24 protein-coding genes are annotated in these 25734 nt (G+C 37.7%); 17 read left to right on the forward strand and 7 right to left on the reverse strand.

All coding sequences use genetic code 11. From position 1 onward, the window contains the following. Positions 1-30: 30 nt before the first annotated feature. A complete protein-coding gene (locus T479_RS00680) occupies positions 31-738 on the forward strand; it encodes a CBS domain-containing protein (protein WP_024360788.1) in 708 nt (235 codons plus the stop codon). Positions 739-754: 16 nt separating this feature from the next. On the opposite strand, the gene T479_RS00685 is transcribed toward T479_RS00680, so the two are convergent. Further along, entirely contained in the window at positions 755-1480 is a 726-nt protein-coding gene (locus tag T479_RS00685; RefSeq protein ID WP_024360787.1) for a YetF domain-containing protein, read from the reverse strand. Positions 1481-1597: 117 nt separating this feature from the next. Here T479_RS00685 and T479_RS00690 point away from each other — a divergent pair, with 117 nt between their 5' ends. After that, positions 1598-2806, forward strand: coding sequence for an MFS transporter (locus T479_RS00690; protein ID WP_025218361.1), 1209 nt, complete (start codon positions 1598-1600; stop codon positions 2804-2806). Between the two features lie 152 nt (positions 2807-2958). Here the strand turns inward: T479_RS00690 and T479_RS00695 are convergent, their stop codons facing one another. Next, positions 2959-3645, reverse strand: a complete 687-nt coding sequence (locus T479_RS00695) for an adenine nucleotide alpha hydrolase family protein (RefSeq protein ID WP_025218362.1) — start codon at positions 3643-3645, stop codon at positions 2959-2961. Between the two features lie 649 nt (positions 3646-4294). Between T479_RS00695 and T479_RS00700 the strand changes: the two genes are divergently transcribed. The 11 genes from T479_RS00700 (at position 4295) to T479_RS00750 (ending at position 13815) form a co-directional block, all read left to right on the forward strand. Further along, positions 4295-6706: a Na+/H+ antiporter subunit A gene (locus T479_RS00700; RefSeq protein ID WP_024360784.1), complete on the forward strand. Its 2412-nt coding sequence runs from the start codon at positions 4295-4297 to the stop codon at positions 6704-6706. Continuing rightward, on the forward strand, positions 6696-7118 hold the full coding sequence (locus T479_RS00705) for a Na(+)/H(+) antiporter subunit B (protein WP_024360783.1): 423 nt from the start codon (positions 6696-6698) through the stop codon (positions 7116-7118). The genes T479_RS00700 and T479_RS00705 overlap by 11 nt, the downstream gene beginning before the upstream one ends. Positions 7119-7121: 3 nt before the next feature. Next, the gene (locus tag T479_RS00710) at positions 7122-7460 is read left to right on the forward strand and encodes a Na(+)/H(+) antiporter subunit C (protein WP_024360782.1); all 339 of its coding nucleotides are present in this window, start codon (positions 7122-7124) and stop codon (positions 7458-7460) included. Further along, positions 7453-8958 carry a Na+/H+ antiporter subunit D gene (locus T479_RS00715; RefSeq protein WP_025218363.1) on the forward strand — a complete coding sequence of 502 codons (1506 nt, stop codon included), beginning with the start codon at positions 7453-7455 and terminating at the stop codon, positions 8956-8958. The genes T479_RS00710 and T479_RS00715 overlap by 8 nt, the downstream gene beginning before the upstream one ends. Then, positions 8958-9440, forward strand: coding sequence for a Na+/H+ antiporter subunit E (locus tag T479_RS00720; RefSeq protein WP_024360780.1), 483 nt, complete (start codon positions 8958-8960; stop codon positions 9438-9440). Before T479_RS00715 ends, T479_RS00720 begins: the two co-directional genes overlap by 1 nt. Then, positions 9440-9724, forward strand: a complete 285-nt coding sequence (locus tag T479_RS00725) for a Na(+)/H(+) antiporter subunit F1 (protein ID WP_024360779.1) — start codon at positions 9440-9442, stop codon at positions 9722-9724. The genes T479_RS00720 and T479_RS00725 overlap by 1 nt, the downstream gene beginning before the upstream one ends. Next, complete coding sequence (locus T479_RS00730; RefSeq protein WP_024360778.1) at positions 9702-10061, forward strand: Na+/H+ antiporter subunit G; 360 nt, start codon at positions 9702-9704, stop codon at positions 10059-10061. Before T479_RS00725 ends, T479_RS00730 begins: the two co-directional genes overlap by 23 nt. A gap of 415 nt (positions 10062-10476) precedes the next feature. Then, entirely contained in the window at positions 10477-11265 is a 789-nt protein-coding gene (locus T479_RS00735; protein ID WP_024360777.1) for a transporter substrate-binding domain-containing protein, read from the forward strand. 80 nt (positions 11266-11345) lie between these two features. After that, the gene (locus tag T479_RS00740) at positions 11346-12005 is read left to right on the forward strand and encodes an amino acid ABC transporter permease (RefSeq protein WP_024360776.1); all 660 of its coding nucleotides are present in this window, start codon (positions 11346-11348) and stop codon (positions 12003-12005) included. After that, positions 11998-12720, forward strand: a complete 723-nt coding sequence (locus T479_RS00745) for an amino acid ABC transporter ATP-binding protein (RefSeq protein WP_024360775.1) — start codon at positions 11998-12000, stop codon at positions 12718-12720. Before T479_RS00740 ends, T479_RS00745 begins: the two co-directional genes overlap by 8 nt. Before the next feature lie 279 nt (positions 12721-12999). Further along, positions 13000-13815: a metallophosphoesterase gene (locus T479_RS00750; RefSeq protein WP_025218364.1), complete on the forward strand. Its 816-nt coding sequence runs from the start codon at positions 13000-13002 to the stop codon at positions 13813-13815. A gap of 61 nt (positions 13816-13876) precedes the next feature. Here T479_RS00750 and tatC read toward each other — a convergent pair whose 3' ends face one another. From tatC to T479_RS00770, 4 genes are read right to left on the reverse strand one after another with little or no spacing between them, the layout of a single operon-like run. Continuing rightward, a complete protein-coding gene (gene tatC / locus T479_RS00755) occupies positions 13877-14719 on the reverse strand; it encodes a twin-arginine translocase subunit TatC (RefSeq protein WP_025218365.1) in 843 nt (280 codons plus the stop codon). Positions 14720-14729: 10 nt separating this feature from the next. Continuing rightward, the gene (gene tatA, locus T479_RS00760; protein ID WP_024360772.1) at positions 14730-14933 is read right to left on the reverse strand and encodes a twin-arginine translocase TatA/TatE family subunit; all 204 of its coding nucleotides are present in this window, start codon (positions 14931-14933) and stop codon (positions 14730-14732) included. A gap of 44 nt (positions 14934-14977) precedes the next feature. Continuing rightward, on the reverse strand, positions 14978-16690 hold the full coding sequence (locus T479_RS00765) for a GMC family oxidoreductase (RefSeq protein ID WP_025218366.1): 1713 nt from the start codon (positions 16688-16690) through the stop codon (positions 14978-14980). Between the two features lie 18 nt (positions 16691-16708). Continuing rightward, a complete protein-coding gene (locus T479_RS00770) occupies positions 16709-17452 on the reverse strand; it encodes a gluconate 2-dehydrogenase subunit 3 family protein (RefSeq protein ID WP_025218367.1) in 744 nt (247 codons plus the stop codon). Positions 17453-17683: 231 nt separating this feature from the next. Here T479_RS00770 and T479_RS00775 point away from each other — a divergent pair, with 231 nt between their 5' ends. The 3 genes from T479_RS00775 (at position 17684) to T479_RS22680 (ending at position 23904) form a co-directional block, all read left to right on the forward strand. Further along, positions 17684-19786: a methyl-accepting chemotaxis protein gene (locus T479_RS00775; protein WP_227665394.1), complete on the forward strand. Its 2103-nt coding sequence runs from the start codon at positions 17684-17686 to the stop codon at positions 19784-19786. 213 nt (positions 19787-19999) lie between these two features. Then, positions 20000-21421 carry an Ig-like domain-containing protein gene (locus T479_RS00780; protein WP_025218369.1) on the forward strand — a complete coding sequence of 474 codons (1422 nt, stop codon included), beginning with the start codon at positions 20000-20002 and terminating at the stop codon, positions 21419-21421. Between the two features lie 80 nt (positions 21422-21501). Beyond that, positions 21502-23904: an S-layer homology domain-containing protein gene (locus T479_RS22680; RefSeq protein ID WP_025218370.1), complete on the forward strand. Its 2403-nt coding sequence runs from the start codon at positions 21502-21504 to the stop codon at positions 23902-23904. 72 nt (positions 23905-23976) lie between these two features. Here T479_RS22680 and T479_RS00790 read toward each other — a convergent pair whose 3' ends face one another. Next, a complete protein-coding gene (locus T479_RS00790) occupies positions 23977-25161 on the reverse strand; it encodes a serine-tRNA(Ala) deacylase AlaX (RefSeq protein WP_025218371.1) in 1185 nt (394 codons plus the stop codon). Positions 25162-25367: 206 nt separating this feature from the next. Here T479_RS00790 and T479_RS00795 point away from each other — a divergent pair, with 206 nt between their 5' ends. Further along, the gene (locus T479_RS00795; protein WP_024360765.1) at positions 25368-25655 is read left to right on the forward strand and encodes a DUF6509 family protein; all 288 of its coding nucleotides are present in this window, start codon (positions 25368-25370) and stop codon (positions 25653-25655) included. The last annotated feature ends 79 nt before the right edge of the window (positions 25656-25734 follow it).

Consider the following 25734-nt stretch of genomic DNA (forward strand, 5'->3'; position numbering starts at 1 on the left):
TATAAAATATTGCTATGGTAGGTGATAAGATTGGTTACTACTCAAAATTCTGATCGCTTTCTAACGGCATTTAATCGAATTGACCATAGGCTAAGAGATATTATTGGTGCAAAAGATTTTATGCCATTTTACCGTTTAGTGGATCAGGCAAAGAAAAAGGATGTATTGGTACGTAAATATGAGGATGATTTACGGTCCTATGCAGATTTACGTAATGCGATTGTTCACCATCGTACATCTATGGAATATGTAATTGCAGAACCGCATGTAGATGTCGTAGAGCGCATTGAATATATGGACGCTACGCTGGCAAAACCAACACTTGTAGGACAAATGTTCCGAAAAAAGGTGCTGGTCTTTCAAGAAAATGATTCTTTAAAGCATGTATTAAAAGTGATTCGCAGTCGGAAATTCACTCAATTTCCGGTTTACAATAAAACGCAATTTAAAGGTCTTGTGACGACTGTTGGTATTACTAACTGGCTTGCATCTGTCATGGGAGGCAATCATGTACCGAGGCACGTTCCTACATTGCATGATATATTATTACACGAAAAAAATAGAGTGAATTACAAATTTGTGAGTAGATACATAACGATTTATGAGGCTGAGGAAATATTTAAGCAAGGTGTGGAGAGAGGAAGACGTTTTGAAGCGTTGTTAATTACCGAGCACGGCAAAACACACCAAAAACTGATTGGTATTATTACCCCATTGGATATAATGCAAGTAGAATAGGCAAGACGAAACAAGCTTAAGGGCTTGACCGTCTCGCTTTATCTTTTAGACTGATATATAAAGAGCCATTCGCTTGAACTTGTGCAAAAAAGACATCTTCGTAAGTTTGGACATTTTGTTTTTTTAATTTTTTCATGACCCAATCTTCGGTTAATTCAAGTTCGACGATATTTTCTTTAATCAGTTGTCCATCGGAAATGACTTCTGTTGGTAAGTAGGTAGGTGGGGTAACATCTGCCTTTACATCTTGTTTTGTAGCGGGTTGCTCCGTAGGCTTAGCTAATACACTTAAATTACCCGTAGTCTCCAGTATGGCATATTGCACGTCTTGCACGGAAAATACAGCTTGTTCACGTAACATCATCGTTAACTCATCCATGTGTAAACGATTTTTCTTGAGCGCAGATTCTAAAATAAGCCCATTTTGAATAACAATAGTGGGCTTATCGTCAATCAGCACACGTGCTTTTTTAGATTTTATCGTAATAATGGTCATAAGATACGTTAAAACGCTCCACCAAATTAATGCAATAAGTCCTTCTAAAAAAGGTGTTTCAGACTGTGCTGCAATTTCAGAAGCAATGGATCCGAACGTAATACCTGTTGTATAGTGGAAAAATGTAAGCTGTCCTAGCTGCTTTTTGCCAAGTATTCGTGTAACAATGAGTAGTGCAAAAAAGGATAGAGATGCTCTAAGTATCATTTCAAAAACATTGGCGTGAAAAAATTCATCTACAGTCATACAACAATCAACTCCTTAAACTGCTATCGTCGAAGAATAGCTTGTGCAAAAAGAGGAATTGTATGCGACAATCTGTTTTTAAAAAAATTCGAATAAATAAGGAAGTGTGGTGATAGCATGAACAAACAAATGGTACATTCGAACAACAACCCGGTATTTCCGATTATGATTGCTATTGCCATTGCCCATCTAATCAATGATACTATGCAGGCTGTCATCCCTGCGATGTTTCCAATATTGAAGAGTGAGCTCGGTTTGACCTTTACACAAATCGGGCTTATTTCATTCGTATTAAACATGTTTGCTTCTGCCTTACAACCAGTTGTCGGCTATGTCAGTGATAAAAAACCGATGCCCTATGCTTTACCAATAGGGATGATTAGCTCGTTTATAGGTATCGCGATTTTAGCCTTCACAGCGCAATATTGGGTAATACTTGTAGCTGTATTATTTTTAGGTTTTGGCTCAGCTATATTTCATCCAGAAGGTTCGCGCGTATCTTTTATGGCAGCAGGCTCTAAACGAGGCCTTGCACAATCGATTTATCAAGTCGGGGGAAATTCTGGACAAGCGCTAGCACCATTAATCAGTGCATATATATTAGATATTTTTGGACAACGCGGAGCGGCATTTGTCTTAATCGCGACAACTTTTGGGATTCTTTTATTGAGTAAAATTGCTAAATGGTATAAGAAGCAGTTGGAGCAAGAACGGTTAGCAAAGAAAAAACGTACATTGGTATCATCTTTGCCACCATTAACAAAGAAACAGGTAGGAATTGCTTTAACATTATTATTTACTATTATTTTTGCAAGATCATTTTATACAACGAATATAACAAGTTTTTATGTTTTCTATTTAATGGATCATTATGATGTAAGTCTGCGTCTTGGACAAATATTAATATTTACTTTTATGGCTTTTGGCGTTGTTGGTACTTTTTTTGGGGGTTCATTATCAGATCGTATTGGACGAAAAAATGTTATTTTACTTTCAGTTGTCGTGCCGATGCCATTCTGTTTAGCTTTGCCTTATGTACCGCTATGGACTGCAACAATATTTTTAGTCATTATCGGAACATTAATTATGATTAGCTTCTCTGTAACGGTTGTCTATGCGCAAGAGCTCGTACCAACTAAGATTGGTACAATGGCAGGGTTAACAACTGGCTTTGCATTTGGTATGGGAGCAATTGGTGCCATGGTTATTGGTGTTTTAATGGATCATAAAGGTATTGATTTTACAATGTTAGTCGTTTCCTTACTTCCGTTGTTATTACTAGTGGCATTTTTCTTGCCTAAAGATACACCGGCTTCAGCTTTATAAATATAAGACTAGGCAAAAGAGAAAAAGTGTTAGATTGATTGAGGTCAATTTAACACTTTTTGCTATGCCGTTGTGGTTCCCTACAGCAGTTAAAATTTTTTAGTTTGTCCAAATTAATATCTTTGTCCCTGCAATTTTTAAGTAACAGGCTACTATTGACGTAACGGAGATGTAAACTCTTGTGGCAATTTTTCTTTATCCATTACTAGACCTTCAGAAATATGGATTTCATGCATTTTATCATTGTATGTGAATTTAAAAATGCCATTGTCAAAATCAGTGCCAATTTCTTTAAAGAAAATACCTTCAATTGAAACATATTTTGGACAGGTAAAGGCTACTTTGAAATTGTCCTGTTCTTTAATTAAATAGGCACGTACACCTTTTTCGTATGTATCATACGCGTCATCTTCAGTAGGACGTTGGACTGCTACAATGTGAAAATCTACAAAAGGTACTTCTTTTAACAGAACGTTCAGGAATGACCCCTTTGTTATTTCTTCCCAACGACTTTGTGCACTTTGACCTACGATAATTTGTGAAATACCGTAATTTTTAGCCACTTCAGCAATAACCTTTTGAATCGGGCGTTTTTCATTATCTACTAAAATAAATTTTTCAACATCAAGTTCTTCAGATAGGTTTTTCCACTGTTCAATATAACCAGATTTCTCTGCATCAAATGCATCAAGAGGTTGTGAATCGACTGAAAGAATATAAAGTGGGCAATCGAGCATCGTGGCCATTTTATGACCGCGACGAATTAAGCGTTCCCCGTTAAGCCCATAATAGACACATACTAAAATACTTTCGTCCAATCTCCCTTTTACATGCTTCATTAAAAAAATACACCTCTTTATCCTATTGTTATTTTGTTATTTGTACTGCGTATTATGAAAAAATTATCCTAAAACAGCTAAAATCAATGCTGTTACAGTGCATTATGCTTATTTATATTGTATACTTAAAAATGAATAAAAGTTAATGACGATATACGGAAAACCCTTAAGAGATTTGGCTAATGTCCATGTTCTAAGGCTACTTTGTTTATGCATGATATGCATTTAAATAAATAGCTTCCATATGCCACATTATTATGCAGTGAGTTAAATGGATAGTCAAGTATTGATGCATTGAAACACTTTTCGGTTACTTTAGGCATGATAAATGTCTCGTACGCTCAGCCATGCGTATAGAAAATACCTAAATGTACAAGAATTCTGATATATTCGTTCATCTTTTTTCGTATAAAATCTACCTTCCTTCAAAGAATGGTAGATATAGCACGCTTTTGCTTTATGGGCAGGTTGTTCAATGCTTGCTGTGTAAATAAAAGCACACCGGCGAATATCACAAATTTTTGTAATGAGAAAGTTATGCTAATACATTATTCATGCTCTAACGGACTTGTATTATGCAATGCTTAAGAAACATACAAAATTGAAGATGCTAATTCGCTGGATGAATTTGATTGTAGGAGGTTTTCATTTGGTCACAGTTCTCTTTGCGATACTTTTACCATTTGTTTGTGCTGCGCTAATTCCCTTGCTTTATAGGCGACTAAGGCGAATGGCACATTTAGGCTGGTTTGTTTTATCCGTTCCAATCATATTGTTTATTTTACTCGCACGGTACATTCCTCAAATTGCCGAGGGTAAAACATTTATTGATACATATGAGTGGATTCCCTCTTTTAATATAAACTTCACGACATACCTCGATGGACTCAGTATCATTTTTGGCTTGCTGATTACAGGTGTAGGTAGTTTAGTTATTTTATATTCAATTTTTTATTTATCAACGAAAGAATCTCTTCATCATTTTTACTGCTACTTATTACTATTCATGGGCGCTATGCTCGGCGTCGTCTTTTCAGATAATTTAATGGTGCTATATACGTTTTGGGAATTAACAAGCGTCTCATCATTTTTGTTAATCGCCTTCTGGCATCATCGTAAAGCTTCACGTGCTGGTGCACGAAAAGCCATGACGATCACAGTCTTCGGTGGTCTTTCCATGCTCGCAGGTTTTCTAATGCTATATGTAGCATCTGGCACATTTAGTATTCGTGACATTGTATCGAACGTTGAGATGATACGCGAGCACACATTGTTTGTTCCTGCCTTATTGTTAATTTTAGTAGGTGCTTTTACTAAATCAGCTCAATTTCCATTTCATATTTGGTTGCCTGATGCGATGGAGGCACCAACTCCAGTTAGTGCTTACCTCCACTCAGCTACGATGGTGAAGGCTGGAATTTATATAGTTGCGCGTTTCTCCCCAGTATTTGGCGGTGAGCCAGTTTGGTTTTGGTTAGTAAGTGGAATTGGCCTTGTAACCTTATTTTGGGGCTCGTTCAATGCTGTTCGTCAAACAGACTTAAAGGCGTTACTTGCCTTTTCAACAGTTAGCCAGCTTGGGTTGATTATGAGTTTATTTGGCTTGGGCTCTGTGGGTCATTATTTTGGCTATGCAGAAAGTTCCATTATATACACACAGGCAAGCTTTGCGGCATTGTTCCATCTTATTAATCACTCCACGTTTAAAGGGGCGTTATTTATGATGGTCGGTATTGTCGATCATGAAGTAGGTACGCGCGATATTCGACGCCTTGGTGGTTTAATGGCATTGATGCCTGTGACATTTACGATTGCAGTAATAGGTGGTTTTTCGATGGCAGGATTACCACCGTTTAATGGCTTCTTAAGTAAGGAGATGTTCTTTGCCGCGGTTTTGGCTATTCGTGAAGTTGAGGTCTTTTCCATCGATACTTGGGGCATATTGTTCCCCGTTGTAGCATGGGTTGCCAGTATTTTTACGTTTGTATACAGCATGATTTTAATTGGCCATACTTTTTTTGGAAAGCTACAGCCGTACAAGTTGGACAAAAAACCACACGAGGCACCAATTGGGATGCTAATTTCGCCAATAGTACTTTGTTTATTAGTAGTGACTATTTTCTTCTTTCCAAATGTTCTAGGACATTATATCTTACAGCCTGCGATGGCTAGTATATATCCAACTTTTCCAACGGTTAGCGAGTTAACACCTCATATTTCTGCATGGCATGGTGTGAATATAGAATTATTAATGACCCTTGGTGTAATCATTATTGGCTTTGTATTATTTAAAACATTAAAAAGCTGGAAGCCACTATACCGAGTTTTTTCGCAAAATTTTACATTCAATAGCTATTATAATCACCTTATTAATTTTAGTGAAAAAGGTTCAATGAAGCTTACGAACCGCTATATGTCTGGCAATTTAACTCATTACTTTGTCTATATCTATGTATTTTTTGTTGCGCTGATTGCAGGGTACTTTATTTGGTCTGATGCCATAGTATTTGAATTTGCAAAGGATTCACCTGTTGAATCCTATGAGTTAGTTTTAGTGTTTGTCATGATGTTTGCTGCAATCTGGATGATTTTTGCCAAAGGACGAATTACAGCGATGCTTTTAAATGGAGTTCTCGGTTATTCGATTGCCTTCTTTTTCGTTATATTTCGCGCACCTGATTTAGCGCTGACACAACTAGTTGTTGAGTCCGTAACTACAGCATTGTTCCTGCTATGTTTTAAATATTTACCGGATTTATTGCCTGAAAACTCACGCATGAGAGTGAAGTGGGCAAATGCTGTTATTGCTATTTTTGCAGGGGCTACAGTGACATTAGTCGGCTTGGCTGTTGTACATTATGACCGTTTTGAAACGGTAGCACTGTATTTTAATGATGCTTATGATTTAGCAGGTGGGTCAAACATCGTTAACACAATTTTAGGAGATTTTCGTGCATTTGATACGATGTTAGAGGTTGTCGTTCTTTTAATAGCTGGCTTAGGCGTATACACATTAACTAAGCTAAAGCCACGAAAAGAGGAGGCAGACCATGAAAATTAATGATGTTATTTTACGAACGATTACTAAGGCTATCGTATTTATAATTTTAACGCTTGGTGTGTATTTATTCTTTGCAGGCCACCACGCTCCTGGTGGGGGCTTTATCGGCGGTCTTGTGCTTGCTTCTGCAATAGTACTACTGTATTTAGCTTATGACATTGAAACAGTTCATAAAGGAATGCCGTTTGATTTCAAAAAGGTTGCTGCACTGGGCGTATTACTTGCGACGGGGACAGCCATCGGTTCGCTTTTCTTTGATGTGCCATTTTTAACGCAGACGTATGAATATGTCAATGTACCGGTTTTCGGGAAAATGGGCTTCTCGACCGTCACTATTTTTGAGGCTGGCGTGGCGCTAACTGTCGTTGGCGTTGTTGTAACCATAATTTTAAGTATAAGTGAGGATGAATAGCCAATGGAGTCTTTAATACTATTATTAGTTGGTGTATTAGTTGCTGTCGCGACGTACCTTATCCTCTCTAAACAATTATTGCGTGTCATTTTAGGGACAGCAGTCCTTTCACATGCTGCACATTTACTGATTTTAACGATGGGTGGCCTTAAAAAAGGGGATGTGCCACTTATTGGGGAATCAGCAGGTCCTTATACAGATGCACTTCCACAAGCATTGATTTTAACAGCTATCGTCATTAGCTTCGCAGTGACAGCATTTGTGCTCGTTCTCGGCTATCGTGCTTATAAAACAAATGGCACTGGGGAATTTGATGAATTGAGAGGTACGTCTGATGAGTAATATAATCGTTTTACCATTAATCGTGCCGGTAATAACGGCTATTTTACTTGTGTTTTTAAGACAAAATATAATGATTCAACGCATTTTGAGCTTGTGTACTTTGGGCTTTGTTATATTCATTAGCGTTGTCCTTTTGTTAGAAGTTCAGCAGCAAGGTGTAATGCGAATTGATTTTAGTGGTTGGATACCGCCATTCGGCATTCTATTTGTTGCAGACTCTTTTGCAGTATTACTTGTTTTCGTAGCGAATATTGTCGCAGCAATTTGTGTAGTTTACGCCTTTTTTACAATTGGAGAACACTATGAAAAAATGTATTTCTATCCTTTTGTTCTTTTAATGGTAGCAGGTGTAAATGGTTCATTTTTAACGGGAGATATTTTTAATTTGTTTGTGTGCTTCGAAGTGATGTTGCTTGCTTCTTATGCCCTTATTAGCTTAGGTGGAGGGAAAGTCCAACTACGCGAGGCGTTAAAATATGTACTTATTAACATTGTTGCTTCATGGATTTTTTTAGTAGCGTTAGCATTTTTATATGGAACGATCGGCACATTAAATATGGCTCATATTTCATTGCGGGTTATGGAAGCTGGAGCTGACCCACTTATTACTACAGTTGGACTAGTGTTTCTAATTGTTTTTAGCCTTAAAGCAGGATTACTTCTATTCTTTTGGTTGCCAGGTTCTTATAGTGTACCTCCAACCGCTATAGCTGCACTCTTCGCTGCACTTTTAACTAAGGTTGGTATTTATGCCCTTGTTCGTACATTTACATTATTATTTACTACGAATCCGGGGGTAACCCATACAACTCTCGGTATTATGGCTGGACTAACAATACTTGCTGGTTGCATGGGTGCCCTTGCTGGAAGAGATGTGAGGACAATTGCTTCATATAATGTCCTAATTGGTGTTGGTTTTATTGTTGCTGGACTAGCTATAGGAACAGAGTCAGCACTGCAAGGTGTAACGTATTATTTAATGCATGATATGGTAGTAAAGGCCATGTTGTTTCTGGCGGTAGGGATGATGATTTATGTAACCGGTGAAACGCTTATCGATAATATGAGTGGACTTATTCGAAATTATCCCTTTTTTGGATGGCTGTTCTTTATTATGATGTGTTCAATCGCAGGAATTCCACCTTTAAGTGGATTTTTAGGCAAGGTTTTAATTGGACAAGGCGCGATTGAGGGAGGAAATTTTGTCCTACTAGGGCTAGGATTTTTCTCTAGCTTAATTGTCCTCTATTCATTACTGCGCATTTTTCTATCGTCCTTTTTTGGCGAAACGATCCTCAGTATTGAAGATGAAACACCACTGCCAAAGCGAATGGTGTTGCCTTTAACATTACTTTCTGTTTGCACAATTGCTTTAGGGATTGGAGCCGAGTCGATGGCGCCTTATGTGAAGGATGCAGCAGAAACGCTTCATACACCTTCTATTTATATTGACGCAGTGTTAAATGGCGAAAAATGGGAAGGTGAGGTGAATAAGTAATGGCTATGCAGTTTATTTTAAATTTATTTATCGCTACCTTGTGGTTATTGCTAAAGGACGAAATCACGCCACAGTTTTCCACCTTTTTAATGGGGTTTGTCGTCGGTATTGGGATTCTGTATGCGATGCATCGGTTTTATGGAACGCAATTTTATTTGCGCCGTGTTTTCTCTATTATTAAACTACTATGGCTATTTAATTGGGAGCTATTACTTTCAAGCTATAATGTCCTAAAACAAATCACAACACCAAAGTTAAATATTACTCCTGGCATTTTTACGTATAAAACAAAGCTGAACGGAGATTGGGAAATTACAGCTCTTGCACTCTTGCTAACGCTCACACCTGGTTCAGTAGTGATGGAGGTCTCGGAGGAGGGAGATATGTTTTATATCCATGCTATGGATATAGAACAATCTAAAGATGCCGTTATTCGCTCCATTGGAAAATTTGAAGAAGCAATTATGGAGGTGACACGCTAATGGTTGAAAAAATTTTACTTTTAGCACTAGCGTTATTTAGTGTGTCAATTGCATTGTCTCTATATCGTGTCATTAAAGGTCCATCCATGCCGGATCGAGCAATAGCCCTTGATACAATTGGTATTAATCTACTTTCGGCGATTGCCATTGTTTCGATTGTTTTAAAAACCAAAGCGTATTTAGAGGCGATTTTAATTTTAGGTATATTGGCGTTTATCGGTACAATTGCTTTTACAAAATATATTGAAAGAGGTGTGATTGTTGAGCGTAAATCAAATGATTGAGTGGACGGCAGTCATCCTTATACTTGTCGGTTCTATTGTTAGTGTTATTAGTGCGTTTGGGATGATTCGTTTGCCAGATGTCTATACGCGTTCACATGCTGCTACAAAAAGCTCGACGTTGTCAGTACTAACCTGTTTGTTAGGAGCTTTTATTTATTTCTGGATACATGACGGATATGTAAGTGTTCGACTAATATTAGGTATTCTCTTTGTATTTGTCACAGCACCAGTAGCAGGGCATTTAATATGCCGTGCCGCCTATCGATCTCGTGTACCATTAGCGGAAGGTTCTGGTGAAGATGAATTAAAATCGAAGCTATTTCCAGAAAAAGAATAGCGAAAGCAAAAATTTGCTATCGTTTGCAAGGCGAGGTATAAGGCGTTTAAAACGTCCATACCTTGCTTTTTTATTTGGCCTGCTACATTAGTTGTTTATATTAAAGGAAATATAGGGTATTTACTTAACGATAGGAATAAAAAATTAGAAGAAGGAAAATATATAGTAGCGCCTATAAAGGAGCAATTTAAAAATATATGGACCGAAAAATAAAAAACATTGATTTATTAGAAAATTCTGTGTAAAATATTTTGCTAAAAAATTTCATGTATAGCTTGAAAAATATTTTGAAAGAGTATATCTTAATTAGCAGATAGATTTTTTATTCTGCTATATGAATAAATATCCAATCGACTATTTTCGAGACATTCCTATCTCATAGACAATAAAAAAACATCAAAAGGAGATATAAAAGATGAAGAACAAATTTTTCATGCTTATGCTTGTCTTAGTAATTGGTTTACTTGCAGCATGTGGCGCTAAAGAAGATAAAGCAACAAATTCAAGCTCAGATACAGAAAACAAACAAGTATTAAAAGTAGGTACATCAGCAGACTATGCACCATTTGAATATGTAGACGCTGCTAAAGGTGAAGAAATCATTGGTTTCGATATTGATTTAATTAAATTAGTTGGTGAAAAATTAGGTGTAGAAATGCAAGTTCAAGATATGGACTTTAACAGCCTTGTGCCAGCTTTACAAGCAGGTAAAGTAGATGTTGTTATTTCTGGTATGACACCAAATGAAGAACGAGAAAAAGTAGTAGATTTCTCAGATAAATACAATCAAACAGAACAAGTTATCATCGTTAAAAAAGATAGTGGCATTAAAAAAGAAGCGGACTTAGCTGGTAAAAAAGTCGGCGTACAAACGGCTTCTATTCAAGAAAATTTAGGTAATGCCATTGCTAAAAAAGTAGATGTATCAGTTGAAGGACGCACACGTATTCCTGAAATCATCCAAGATATGATGTCTAAACGCTTAGACGCAGCAATTCTAGAAGGTGGCGTAGCGAAAGGTTATCTGAAAACAAACGATAAATTAGCCGCATTCCCAGTAGAAGAACAGCCAGAAGACTATAAAGCAATCGCTGTTCAAAAAGGTAGCGATTTAAAAGATAAAATTAACAAAGCATTAAAAGAATTAGCAGATGAAGGCAAAATTCAACAGCTTGAAGAAAAATGGTTAGAAAAAGCTGAATAATAGTATCGATATGCGATAGCCCTATTTAGGGCTATCGCTTGTCCATTTCACTAAAAGGAAACGAGAAAGGAGGGTACGCTGTGAATTTAGATTTCTCAGCAATCATTCCCTCTATTCCTTATATTTTAAAAGGAATAGGTGTTACACTTCAAATAGCAATCGGTGCTTCTCTCATTGGGTTTATCGTTGGTATATTACTAGCATTATGTAAAATTGGGAAAGTAAAAATGCTACGCTGGTTAGCGGACTTTTACACGTCAATTTTCCGCGGGACGCCACTTGTATTACAATTATTAATTATTTACTACGCTGTTCCACAGCTACTAGACATTCAAATTCAGCCAATTCCAACTGCAATTATTGCGTTTGGCTTAAACTCTGGAGCTTATATTTCAGAAATTATTCGTGCGGGTATTAATGCCGTTGATAAAGGTCAAATGGAAGCAGCTCAAGCACTAGGTATTCCGTATTCAAAAATGATGAAGGATATTATTATTCCACAAGCAGTGAAAAATATTTTACCTTCTTTAGTAAATGAATTTATTACATTAAACAAAGAAACAGCAGTTGTAACAGTCATTAGTGCCCTTGATATTATGCGCCGTGCCTATATTGTAGGGGGTTCAACCTATCGATATCTTGAACCATTATTATTTGCAGGGATAATCTACTATATTATGACGCTTGTCTTAACGTTCCTTGGTAAACGAATCGAGAAAGGAATGAGAAAAAGTGATTAAAATTGAAGATTTACACAAATCATATGGGCAAAACGAAGTGTTGAAAGGTATTTCAACTGAAATAAAAGAAAAAGAAGTAATTGCCATTATAGGGCCTTCCGGTTCTGGTAAATCTACATTCCTACGCTGCTTAAATTTATTAGAAGAACCGACGAGTGGGAAGGTAACAATTGCTGGCGATGTCCTGACAGACAAAGGGACAAATATTATGAAAATACGTGAAGAAGTAGGTATGGTATTTCAACATTTTCACCTATTCCCACATAAAACCGTATTAGAAAACTTAACGTATGCACCTATCAATGTAAAGGGAATGGATAAGACCGCAGCGATCAAAGTAGCTGAAGATTTACTAACAAAAGTAGGGCTTTTTGAAAAACGCAATGAGTATCCAAGTCGCCTTTCAGGTGGTCAAAAACAACGCGTGGCAATTGCCAGAGCACTAGCAATGGACCCAAAAGTGATACTATTTGATGAGCCGACTTCAGCACTGGACCCGGAGATGGTTAAAGAAGTATTGGCAGTTATGAAAAATTTAGCAGATTCAGGGATGACGATGTTAATTGTTACCCATGAAATGGGCTTTGCTCGAGAGGTAGCGGATCGTATTTTATTCCTTGATGGTGGAAAGCTAATAGAGGATGCACCTCCAGAAGAATTTTTCACATCTCCTTCTACACAACGTGCAAAAGACTTCTTAGAAAAAGTGTTATAAATAGTGAAGCGCATTTAGCTCCTTTAAAGAAGAGAACTAAATGCGTTTTTTTTGAAATTGTATTCTAGTAATAATGATGGCGCAACGAGAATCTCAATCTAACAAGTAGTGTGGATTTTGGATGCCATATGCTAAAGAATGAAGGAATATGAAGATAGTACTTGTGTGCATTTTATATTATTAAAGTGCATATACTTACAATCACTTTGGTTTTTGCTTATAATAGAGTAGTCAGAGTTTTATTCTGAAAAAAAGTAGCCGCAAAGTGAGCGATTGCGATTGAAAAAATTATTATATGGTATCTTTTTTATTCTTTTTATAGTCATTTTTTTGTACGTAAACAATCACTGGCTAGTCGTTAGTAAACATGTATTCGAATCAGAAAAGGTGCCTGCCAACTTTGATGGGCTACGCATTGTACAAGTATCGGATTTACATGATGCCCGCTTTGGTAACAATCAGCAAAAACTGATTGCTAAGGTTAAGGATACGAATCCTGACTATATTTTTATCACGGGTGATGTGATTGATAGCAATCGTTACGATTTAAAACAAAGTCTACAGGCAGTTAAAGGACTAGTTGAATTAGCGGATGTATATTATGTACTAGGAAACCATGAAGTGGCGTCGAATAAGGTTAATGAAATTTATGAGGCGCTTTCATCGTTAGGTGTACATGTGATGGCTAATGAATCGACCGTGCTAGAGCGCGACGGGGAGCGCTTGGCGATTCTTGGTATTGAAGATCCGTTAATGGGTAGATCGACAGAAGAAATGCTAGAGTTGGCGACAGCGTATGTTCCAGAAAATATGCTAAAGTTATTGCTGGCGCATCGACCAGAAGTGTTTAGTACGTATGTAAATCAAGGAATAGATTTGGTATTCTCGGGACATGCACATGGTGGGCAAGTACGGATTCCTGGCATGGGAGGACTTGTGGCGCCAGGACAGGGACTGTTTCCTAAGTTCACTGCTGGTTTATACGAGGAAGAACGCACCAAAATGGTCGTTAGCCGAGGTCTAGGAAATAGTAGTGTACCATATCGAATTTTTAATCTACCAGAAATTATTGTCATGGATTTAAAGAAAAAATAAGCACAGGTTGCCAGGCACTCAAGCCCGCAACCGAAATAAATAACTAGAAAGCACTGCGTAACTATAACGCAGTGCTTTCTAGTTGTTTACGTTCTATACGTTTAACAAGATGAATACTAATTTCGTATAAAATAATCATCGGTATTAATACAAGTAATTGACTAATGAAATCAGGTGGTGTAATAACTGCAGAACCAACACCCATAGCGATATAGGACCAGCCTCGTATTTTTTTCATGGATTCGGCAGTTAGTAAACCAATGGACGATAAAAAGAGTGCAACGATGGGTAACTCAAATAATAAGCCGAGTGGTACAGTCGTCATAATTAAAAAATGCATGTATTCACTAGCAGATACCATTACATCAAAATTAGCAGCACCTAAGCTTACTAAAAATGAATAGCTAAGTGGGTTTACAACAAAATAGCCAAATGCGATACCTAATAAAAAGAGCACAAACATTACAGGTGCATAGAGCCCGAGAAAACGGCTTTCCTCTTCCTTTAAGCCGGGTTTTACAAAGCTCCAAAGAAAGTGAACGAGAAAGGGCATCGATAGACCAAAGGCTAGAGTAGTTGAAATGGTCATATAAAACTTAACGACTTCTAAAGGCCCTAATATAATAAGTGAATGGCCACGGGTTACATAAGGAAACCAAATATTAATGGTAGAAAATGCGACAATAAAAAATAATAGAAAGACGACAAGCCCTTTAATGATTTGTTTTCGCAGTTCTGTAATATGCTCCAGTAGAGAGTCTACAGGGAAAAGTGGTTGATCTTCGACAATTGTCTGCGCATCGTCAATACTGGCTATTTCAACAAAAGCCTCCTGTAAGGATGGAGGCTCTGTTTGCTTTTTATCGAGCGGACTTAAATAATTTTTTTCTTCATAAGGATCCATAGGAAACCTCCTACGAAACATCAGATTTTTTTTCTACTTTTTTCGCAGGCTCATCGTCGTCATCCATTAATCCTTTTGTTGACTTTTTGAACTCTGCAAATGTTTTACCGACTGCACCACCGATTTCCGGTAATTTTTTTGGACCGAAAACGATAAGTACAATGACCAAAATGATAATTAACCCAGGAATGCCGATTGCACCAAGACCTCCCATCGCTTCATCCTCCTCTCCCATTTTCTATAGTAAAGATAGCTGCCCTACACTAAAGAACCACCTGATTTGCTATATTTCACAACACCTTCTGCACAACGATAAGCTAGTGCGCCGAGGGTACCAGTTGGATTATAGCCACTATTATGAGCAAAGCTTCCAGCACTTATAGCAAAAAGATTTTCTACATCCCAATGTTGTAAATAGTTGTTCACAACGCCCTTATCTGGTGTTGAGCTCATAACTGTCCCGCCTGTATTGTGTGTCGTTTGATAAGGGACGATGTTATAATCTGTAATTTCTGCATTAGGTACAATCGTTTTGGCACCCATTTCTTTCATAATGTCCGCAGCGCGAGCTGAAATAAATTTATGCAGTGCACGATCTTGATCAGTAAAGTTGTAGGTTAATTGTACGAGCGGTAACCCATACGCATCTTTGTAATTGGAATCAAGAGACAGATAATTTTCTTTATGTGGCATAGAGGCCCCTTGAGCACCAATACCAAACGAACGTGTATAGTAATGAATAGACTGCTTTTTAAATTCGGGTCCCCATGTTGGCGTATCAGGAGGGGTTGGGTTAGAGCTAATAGGACGTGTGCCTGTTTGAGTAAGCGCTATATTGCCACCGTGGATAAAATCTAATTCACTATGGTCAAAGTTATCCCCATTGTAATCATCTATACTCATCCCAAGAGACCCTGCACCCATGAAAGTGTTGTATTGTTCATCAAAGAATCCGCTAGCACCAGGTAATATTTGATAACAATAGTTTCGGCCTAATGTTCCTTTCCCTGTTGTTGGATCATATGGTTGACCAATATTAGAAACCATTAACAGCTTAGCGTTGTTGAAGACATAGCTTGTTAATACGACAATATTCGCAGGCTGTATAAACTCCTCACCAGATACCGTGTCGATATATCTTACGCCGGTTGCCTTGTTACCCTGTTTTAAAATTTCTACAACGTTAGAGTTAAAGCGCAAATCGAAATTTCCTGTTTTTAAAGCAGTAGGTACTACGGTAATTTCCGCGGAAGATTTTGCCCCATATTCACAACCGAAACGTTCACAGAAGCCACAATATTGACAAGCATTAATTGTTTCACCATCAGGATTTTTATAGACTTCTGAGATGTTGGCAGAAGGAACCATATAAGGTGATAATTTTAGATTTTTCGTTGCTTTCTCAAATTGTTGTAGCATAGGCGTCATTTTCATAGGAGGTGTTGGATAGGCACTTGAGCGTTTACCTGCAAACGGATTTTTATCATCCCCTGAAATGCCGAGTGTTTTTTCAAATTTATCAAAATAGGGTTCTAATTGATCGTAGTTTAGTGCCCAATCCTGCAATAGATAGTCAGGCCCTAATTTATTTGCCCCATAACGCTCGTCTGTCATTGTTTTAATCTGAAAGTCATACGGTAAAAAGCGGAATGTCATACCATTCCAGTGCGTCCCAGCTCCTCCAAGCCCCTCACCTAATAAAAAGGAACCGAGTTGACGCATCGGTAAAGCTTGCATCTTTCGATTATTACGAAAAGTAACTGTTTCCTTTGAAAGATTTTGCATTAAATCATAGCGAATTGCGTAGCGGTATTCATCATGAATACTTAAAAAATCCTCGGTGCCACGCTTCTGACCACGTTCTAAACCAACGACCTTTAATCCAGCTTTCGAGCACTCAGCAGCGACAATGCCACCTGTCCACCCAACACCTACTGTTACAACGTCTACACTTGGTAATGTTGTTGCCATTTATAAACCCCCCTTAGATTAGTGATTGCCTAATTGATTTGGTTCAATTTTTTGGAACTTAGGATCTTCAATCATTGTGATATAAGCCATTTGATGACCAGGGAAGCCTTTCATACGCCAACCCTCCATATTTCGGTTCCCACCGTATAAAGGATCTGAATATGCACCTTCTAAAGTAGCGGCACGTAATAGTGCAAAAAAGAACGCGGAAGTTACACCACTCATTTGGATGTCACCTTTTTGAAAAGCTGTTAATAGTTCATCCATTTGCTTGCCCTCTAAATCATTAAAGCTTTTTTTGAATCGACTTTGAGCTTCCGTTTCCATTTTGGCAATGCCTTGTTTAAAAATTTCAGCGCGTGTTAAGCGACTTTGATAGCCTTGTGTAGGGGAGCCTTCACCAAAAGGTCCCTGCATATATTCTTTGGAATTACTGCCATATTGTCCGGCTAACTGATGATCTATGAAGTAAGGTACATCTAAATCAATTGCACCAGGTCCTAAATCATCCTTAGGAAAAATACGTTCAGTAGCATTCGATAAAATTTTAAAATCGCGTTCGTTCATGAAAAACATTTTTGCTTTAGGTGAACCGGCAGCTTCATTTGTCGTCCCATTATCATTCTCTAATGTAGAAGTGCCTTTACCGTTGATGTTATAGCCAACAAGACCACCAATTAATCCACCACCGACTAATGTACCAGCTGCAATACCTGTTGTTTTTAAAAAATCACGACGTGAGACATTCTTATCTGCACTCATATAAAATACACCCCTCCAAAGTAAACAGATTGTGTTCTATTTTTTATAATCAACAAAAAAAGCAAATTATAATCAAATTACCATGGAAAAAGTTTTAATTTTATCCATTAAAACAATCTATTTAATAACGATTTAGGAAGTGTATGGATAAAATGTATTAGACTATAAGCACTATGAGTATGATGATAAATACAATTTTATACAATTTTTATTCTTATTGGAAAACTTTTATTGACTTCTAGTTTTAGTGACCTTACTCTTGAAGAAGAAGGGCAAAAAATTACAAAAATTAAAATGATAATGAAAAATAAATTTGGAGAAATGAGCAAAGCGAATATGTGGATTAAAGGTATTGGTGGTAAATTAGTTATAGCAATTATCGCTTTAGTATTTGTTACATGTGGTACCCTTGGTTTTTCTACATGGATGAATAGTACAAAAGCAGTTGAAGAACAGGTTGAATCGAATTTGATAGCGAGAGCAGCAGATGTCTCAAAATATATAGAGGAGCACTTTCAGCTAGCTTTAGTGGAGGTGGAGGCTATTGCGGAGCAAGCAGTTATCCGTGGTATGGACTTTGAGGAGCAAAAAACCTATTTAACAAAGCGTATGGATGATAGTAAAAATTATCTAGGCTTTGGCATTATCACATCTGATGGGGTAGCCCATTATTTAGATAATACAACAGCAGATTTAGGTGATCGTGATTATATAAAGGAAGGGTTTACAGGCAAGACAGTAATGTCAGAAATCACGATTAGTCGTGTCACAGGTGAACCAGTTATTTTAATCGTAGCACCAATCGATACTGTGACAGGTGAAAAAGCATTATTGTTAGCGCGTATAGATGGTTATTATTTATCTAACATTGTTGAAGACATTCAAGTTGGAGAAAATGGTTATGCCCTTATGTTAGATGCAAAAGGTACCGTTATCGGACATAAGAACCATGCCCTTGTGAAAGAGCAAGTGAATGCAATTTCTGCCGCAGAAAAATCTGGCGAAATAACAGGGGAATCGTTAGCTGCAAAAGAAATGATTGTTAATACAAATGGCTATTTCTCTTTCGATACAAAGGAACAAGGTACAAGTTTAATGGGGTTTCATACGTTAGATAATGGTTGGAAAATGGGGGTTGTCGCACTAGAGGATGAAATGCTAGCAGGGCTTTCACAATTGAAGACAAACTTTATTATAATGACGATTATCGTCTCTATCTTAGGAATGTTAATTTCGTTTGCGATATCGAAATCTGTAAGTAAACCGCTTCGCCACGTACTTCGTATTAGTGAGGGATTGTCAGAGGGAGATTTTACACAAGAAATCCCAGCTAAATATTTGAAGCGTATTGATGAAATGGGGACAATGGTGCGAGCTTTAGATAAAATGGCAGATAATATGCGAGATATGATATCGCAAGCTGGTAAAGAAGCGACTGCGGTAAATGAAACCTCTTGTGAGTTAATGGGGGATGTAATTGCCGTCACTAAACATTCCGAGCAAATCGCACTTGCAATAGGTGAGGTAGATCGTGGCGCACAAAGTCAAACGGCAATGGCGGAGGAAAGTGCCTCAGCGATGGAACAAATGGCACTTGGTATTCAAAACTTTGCTGAAGTTGCTTCAACGATAGCTACGAATACGGATTTTATTTCCGAGAAAATAAGTGAAAGTAACGGAGCAGTCCAGCAATCGATTAGCCGTATGGATGAAATACAACGTGGAACAGCTATAGAACTGGACATTATCCATAAGCTTGAACAGGAATCGAAAGAAATAGAGCTAATTTCTAAAATGATTACGGATATTTCAGACCAAACAAACCTATTAGCATTAAACGCTTCAATTGAAGCTGCACGTGCAGGAGATGCAGGCAAAGGCTTTGCCGTAGTCGCAGAGGAGGTAAGAAAACTTTCGGAGCAAACAGCTGGCTCTGCTGCTCAAATTAATATATTAATTGATAGAGTACAGGCACACACATTAGAGGTTGTAAAAGCAGCAGAAAATGGCGAAGAGAATGTAGCGCGAGGTTTAGTAGCAATTGAAGCAGTAGGAGAGCGCTTTGAAGAGATAGTTCAAGCTGTCGGTGAAATAGCAGGTCAAATTGAGGAAATGAATGCTTCCGCAGAACAAATGTCAGCTAATACGGAAGAGGTTTCTGCCTCTATGGAAGAAATGGCGGCAACTGCCCATGCTGCAAGTGATTATGTAGCGGAAGTAAAAAATGCTACTGCAGAGCAAATGAACACGGTAGAGGCAATGAACAAGCAAACTGTAAAAATGTCGGACATGGCAAACCGTCTACATGGAGCCATCCAAAAATTTAAATTATAAAATACATGTTAAAGCTGTCCAAAGTGATTTGGACAGCTTATTTTTTATGAATTGAAAGGATTTACACACTGGATTGGAGAGAAATTGGAGAGTTTCGATTGATATAATCAGTCAGGACATCTATACATTTTTAGATGTTTTAACGTTTTTAAGGGTTACATAACAAGCATTATCAAAAGAAAAAACAATTACATTATTAGAGGAGGCTTCGTGTTGGATATTAAAGTAAATACGAGAAAAATTTTAGTAACGCTCTGTTTAATGTTGGTCATTTCTACTATTCTTAGTTTCTCTACTTATGCGGCTTCTAACAATCAATCGCCCATTGTTGTAGCATCTGAGAGAATCCCAAAGCAAACTATTACACTGGGACAACCGCAAAAGGTGATTGACTTAAGTAAGGTTTTCTATGATGCCGATGGAGACACATTAACTTATAAGGTGGTGCCATCTCCTTTTGGAATTGTTGCGACACAAGTTACCGGCGACCAACTTATTATTGAAGGGGTAGCACCTGGCAATACAAGAATAAAAGTAACTGCAGATGATGGGAAGGTAGGACGAGCTATGACCAGCTTCGATGTAGAGGTTTTACTTCAAGCCAATACAGATCCCGTAGTAGCAGAGGCTCTTACAAATCAAACATTAGCTGTTAATAGCGCGGATAGTACTATTGATATTAGCAATGTATTTACAGATGCAGATAATGATGTTTTAACATTGAGTGCCGTATCGAATGATACAGACATAGCTACTGTTAGTTTGAATGGCACAATTTTGAGCATTTCACCCCAAAAAGTTGGTGCAGCTACGATTACTTTAACGGCTACTGATGGCAATGGGGGCACTATTTCAACAAACTTTACAGTAACAGTTACAGCAGCTTCTTCTAATCATGCGCCAATCGTAGCGAAAACGATTAAAGATCAACGAGGAAATGAAAATGGAGTTATTTGGAATATAGAACTAAACGATATATTTACCGACGAAGATCAAGATGCCCTAACATTAAGTGTGAATTCAAGTAATGAGGCAGTTGCTGCTGTTACTTTAAATGGGACTACTCTCTCACTACACCCGAAAGCAATCGGAACTAGCAGGATTATGGTAACTGCTAGTGATGGTAATGGTGGACAAGTGTCAACAATCTTTATAGTAACTATTGAAGCACCGACATTTTTTATATCTGACTTTTTGCAAGGTGGGAGTGGTAGAGATGTCATTAAACTATCTAATCCTAATACATTAGAAGACACTATTGGATATGAAATTGTACTCCATCAGTATAATCCAACAGCCAGCACTCGCAATGTTGAGAGAGTAGAGATTTTTAGAGCAAATAATGCAAATTACATCATAATTAATGAAATATTTTATGATTTTTTTGATCTAACAAATGCTCAATATTATAATAATGAGTTCCATGTTGAAAATGGTAGTTATATTGTAGCAATCGCTTTAGAGCGCAATGGCCAAATCGTCGATTTACTAGGAGATCCAACTTCGACAACTGCTCTTTTACCGAATAATGGTGGTCTTGCACGATATAGCAGATTCCAATCAGGGTCTTCTATCTTTGAAAGCTCTGAATGGAGACAGTTACAGCTTGGTGATTATTCTACTATTAATAAATAAAGCGAACTAATAAGTGTTTTATATTTTGATCAGAAATGGGTGAGTCGTATTCGATACAAAAAAATAAAGGATCAAGCTTATTGCTCATTTTAATTGCATTGGCGCTATGCTTAGCGCCAATGTCTAACGCCTCAGCAGCACAAAATGACTTAGGTTCTTTTAATAATGCTAGTAATATAGAGGATATGAAATCCGCAATGCTTAGTGATTGGAATGTATTACACTATACATCTGGTGCACATCAATTGTATTTGAATTTCGAATTAGCGGATCAGAACGAATTAGCCAATTGGATGATAGAGAAGCGTCCACAAGCTGGTTATAATTCAATTACTCTATTAAGACAGACCTATTTAAATGCTCTCATAGCTCGTTCATTATTAATAAATGTCAATAGTGCTGTTGATGCTTTTGAGTTATGGACAGTATTTGAAGAAGAAACACAGTTGGACTTGAGTGACTACAATTTGTTAACTACGGAAGAACAAGATGAAGTGTGTAAACAATTGCTTCAAGTTCGACCTACTGAAGGTTTTGATAAAATTGAAATGTTACAAACTGAAATCAATACCATACTTTATCAAGTGCTGTCGAATAAAGTGCAAAACGATAAAAGTTCCTTGGCAGTGATATATAGCGCAGGGGATTCAGCAATATCAGTCACAGAAAAACTTACATTACCGACTGTAGGTAAGAATGGCACAACAATTAGTTGGTCATCCAATATGTCTGACATTATAGCGAATGATGGTAAGGTGACTCGACCGACTGCAATGCAGGGTAATCAATCTGTAGTGTTAACGGCGACCATTTCAAAAGGAAATGTAACAGAATCGAAAACATTCACAATTATTGTGAAAGCTTTATCAAATTCTTCAAATGCGAATTTGAAAAATTTAACGATTTCAAGCGGTACATTAAGCCCTGCTTTTAACAAAGATATAAAAACATATACAGCGAAAGTTTCTGCTGGAGTAGATAGTGTCATCATTACACCGACTGTAGAAGATAGCAAATCCACAGTGACTGTAAACGGAACACTCGCTACACAGTCTGTAAAACTAGCTACAGGTTTAAATACAATTTCTGTGATAGTAACGGCGGTTGATGGAGCGTATCAGCTCTACACAATTTTAATTTCAAAGGAAGCGCCTCCTGCTACAAGTGATAGTAACAATAGCTCTGACACACCAAGCACAACGCCGACACCAGATCCGGCACCGTCAGATGCAGCAATTATTATCGTCAATGGTGAAGAGATGTCACTTGGTAAGGCTATAAAATCGACAGTTAATAATCAGAAGGTAATTACACTACTGGCGGATTCAGCCAAACTTCAAGAAAAGCTACAAACTACAGGTAATAACGCTATCATAACGATTCCTATTAGTGACACCAATGCAGACATGATGATCGGTGAGCTAAATGGTGAAATCGTGAAAACTATGGAGAATAAGCAGGCAACAATTGTCGTCCAAACACCGACAGCCTCTTATAAATTACCTGCCCAACAAATTAATATTGATGCTATCTCGCAACAATTAGGCGCAACAGTTGCACTAAAAGATATTAAAATTCGTATAGAGTTTTCTAAAGTAACGGCAGAAGCAGCACAAATAGTAGATACTGCCGCAAATGAACAGAATTTCTCTTTAGTGACAAAGCCAATTGACTTTAAAGTGACTTATACATTTGGAAACACTACAGGTGAAATTAGTAAATTTAACACCTATATAGAACGTACAATTGCACTTCCAAACGATACGGATTTAAGCAAAATCACAACAGCTGTTGTGGTGAGACCAGATGGCACAACTTACCACGTGCCAACGAAAGTTGTTCAAAAAGAAGGAAAGCACTATGCAGTAATCAATAGTTTAACAAATAGTTTATATACGGTCGTATGGCATCCTGTTGCATTTAATGATGTAACAACCCATTGGGCAAAGGATAGCATTAATAATCTTGGCTCTCGCTTCATTATTGATGGCACGAGTCAGGGTGTATTTGAACCAAATAAAGATATTACACGTTCGCAATTTGTCGCAATAATGGTGCGCGGTTTAGGGTTGAAGCCAAGTGAAGGTACAATAAAATATAGCGACGTTGCACAAGATGCATGGTACGCGCACTATTTAAATACAGCTACAGAATATAATCTTATTCAAGGTTATGGTAACGGCAAATTTGGACCAAATGATAAAATAACACGTCAGCAAGCGATGACTATTTTAGCCAGAGCATTGTCCCTAACGAATATCAAGACAAGTATCACAGAGGATGAAATTAATTCAATTTTAGCCCCATTTAGTGATAATCAAAAAATAGCTGATGATGCAAAACGTTATATTGCCCTATCGGTGAAAACAGGTCTTGTTACAGGAAGAAGCAATCAAATGATAGCCCCAGCAGATAATATTACACGTGCAGAGGTTGCGGTAATAATCGAGCGCTTCCTAAAAACTTCAAAGTTAATTGATTAAAAAAATTAAGCCATTATACAACAAGCCTCGCAAAGCAGTTTTGCTGTGCGAGGCTTGTTACTGTATATAGATTTATTGTAGCGCTTCTTGCATAGCAGTGAGCAGTTGTTCGCAAGCAATAATACGCTCACCACCGCCTTGCACCATTTGATCGCTACCACCGCCTTTACCATTAATACATGGTAAAACGTTTGTAGCAAGCTCTTTCATGCTGGTGTCTACTTGTGTACCGCGAGCAGCTACAAATTGTAATTTATCTTCATTTTCTGAAACAAGTAGGGCAATCACATCAGCACGTTCAGCGACAATAAAACGAGCTAATTTTTGGAGCTCTTGTATCGTACGATTATGAAAAGCAATAGCGATAATATGTGTATCACTAGCAGCTAATGCTTTTGCCTCATAGGTAAGCAATTCCTCTCTTGCCGCTACAAGCGCTTTTTCTGTCGCTTTTTGGCTTGCTAAAAGCTTTGTAAGGGCAGTTGCTGCTTCGGTTTCTGGCACACTTAACTGTCTAGCCACGTCCGCCAGTACGGTCTTGCGCATCGCTAGCTCTGCTAAAACTCGCCCTCCGCATACAAAGGAGACCCGTACATTGCCTTTCATTTTTTCTGTTCCTAGAATTTTAATTGCGCTAACTTGCCCTGTAGATGTCGGGTGTGTTCCACCGCAGCCATTGTAGTCGAAATCAGGGATGATGACTAAACGAATAGCTCCTGTGACAGCTACCTCTTTACGCAAGTTATAGTCAGCAAGTTGCTGTTCGGTAATCCATTTTGTTTCTATTGGACGATTTTCTAAAATAATAGCATTTGCCCGAGCTTCAGCTGCCGCAAGCTGTTCAGTTGATAATGAGTCTACAGCAATATCTATTGTAACTTGCTCACTACCGAGGTGAAAGCTTACGGTTGGTGCATCAAAAAGTTCGACAAATGCTGCTGTTAAAATATGCTGTCCAGCGTGCTGTTGCATATGATCAAATCTGCGCTTCCAGTTCAATTTGCCATGTACTTCGCCAGAAAGAGTGGAAGCTTCACCCTCGATATAGTGGCGTATTTCATCGTCAATCTTTTCGACATCGATTACGTTAGTATTGTTTAAAGTACCTGTATCATGTGGTTGACCACCACCGGTAGGGTAAAAGGCGGTATTAGAAAGCACAACGTACTGGCGTCCATCCGGCTCACTACCGGTACGTACAACCGTTGCTGTAAACTCTTGTTGCATAGCGTCTTGATAATATAGTAGCTCTTTCATTAAAAAGCCTCCTTTATGTAATAGGTATGTAGCTTGCCAAGCGTTAACTGTTAGCTCATTTTGATTGCTGAAAAATAGCATACGGCTAAAAGTTTTATTTTATTGTGTCATAATTGCATGAAGGTGTATACAGGTTTTCTAGTTGACCCATGCTGAAATTGATTTATTATAGAAAAGAATAGGTAAAGATAAAGGAGCTAGTATAAATGGATATTACACAATTCTCGATGGAAGAAATTTTAGATCCGACGAATATTATTGAAGGTAAACGTTTTGAATTTATTTTAGATGTGGACATTGACGAAGAGGATGAGCTATACCATGAAGCAGGTATTGAAATTCGTGTTTTAATTGGTGAAAAAGAAGGAGCTCCATTTATTTTAAATTATTTCATTATGGAGAAGGCAGAGGGAGAGTATTTAGACTTTGCACTGGAAGATGATGAATTAGAAGAAATTTTAACGTTCTGCAAAGAAGAAATCACAAAAGCTTAAGTACGTAAAACGGGTAGAGAAAAACAATTGTTTTTCTTTACCTGTTTTTTTGTCACGATAAATTAGAAAATGGTAGTAC

This window comes from Lysinibacillus sphaericus, assembly GCF_000600105.1.
Taxonomy (GTDB): domain Bacteria; phylum Bacillota; class Bacilli; order Bacillales_A; family Planococcaceae; genus Lysinibacillus; species Lysinibacillus sphaericus.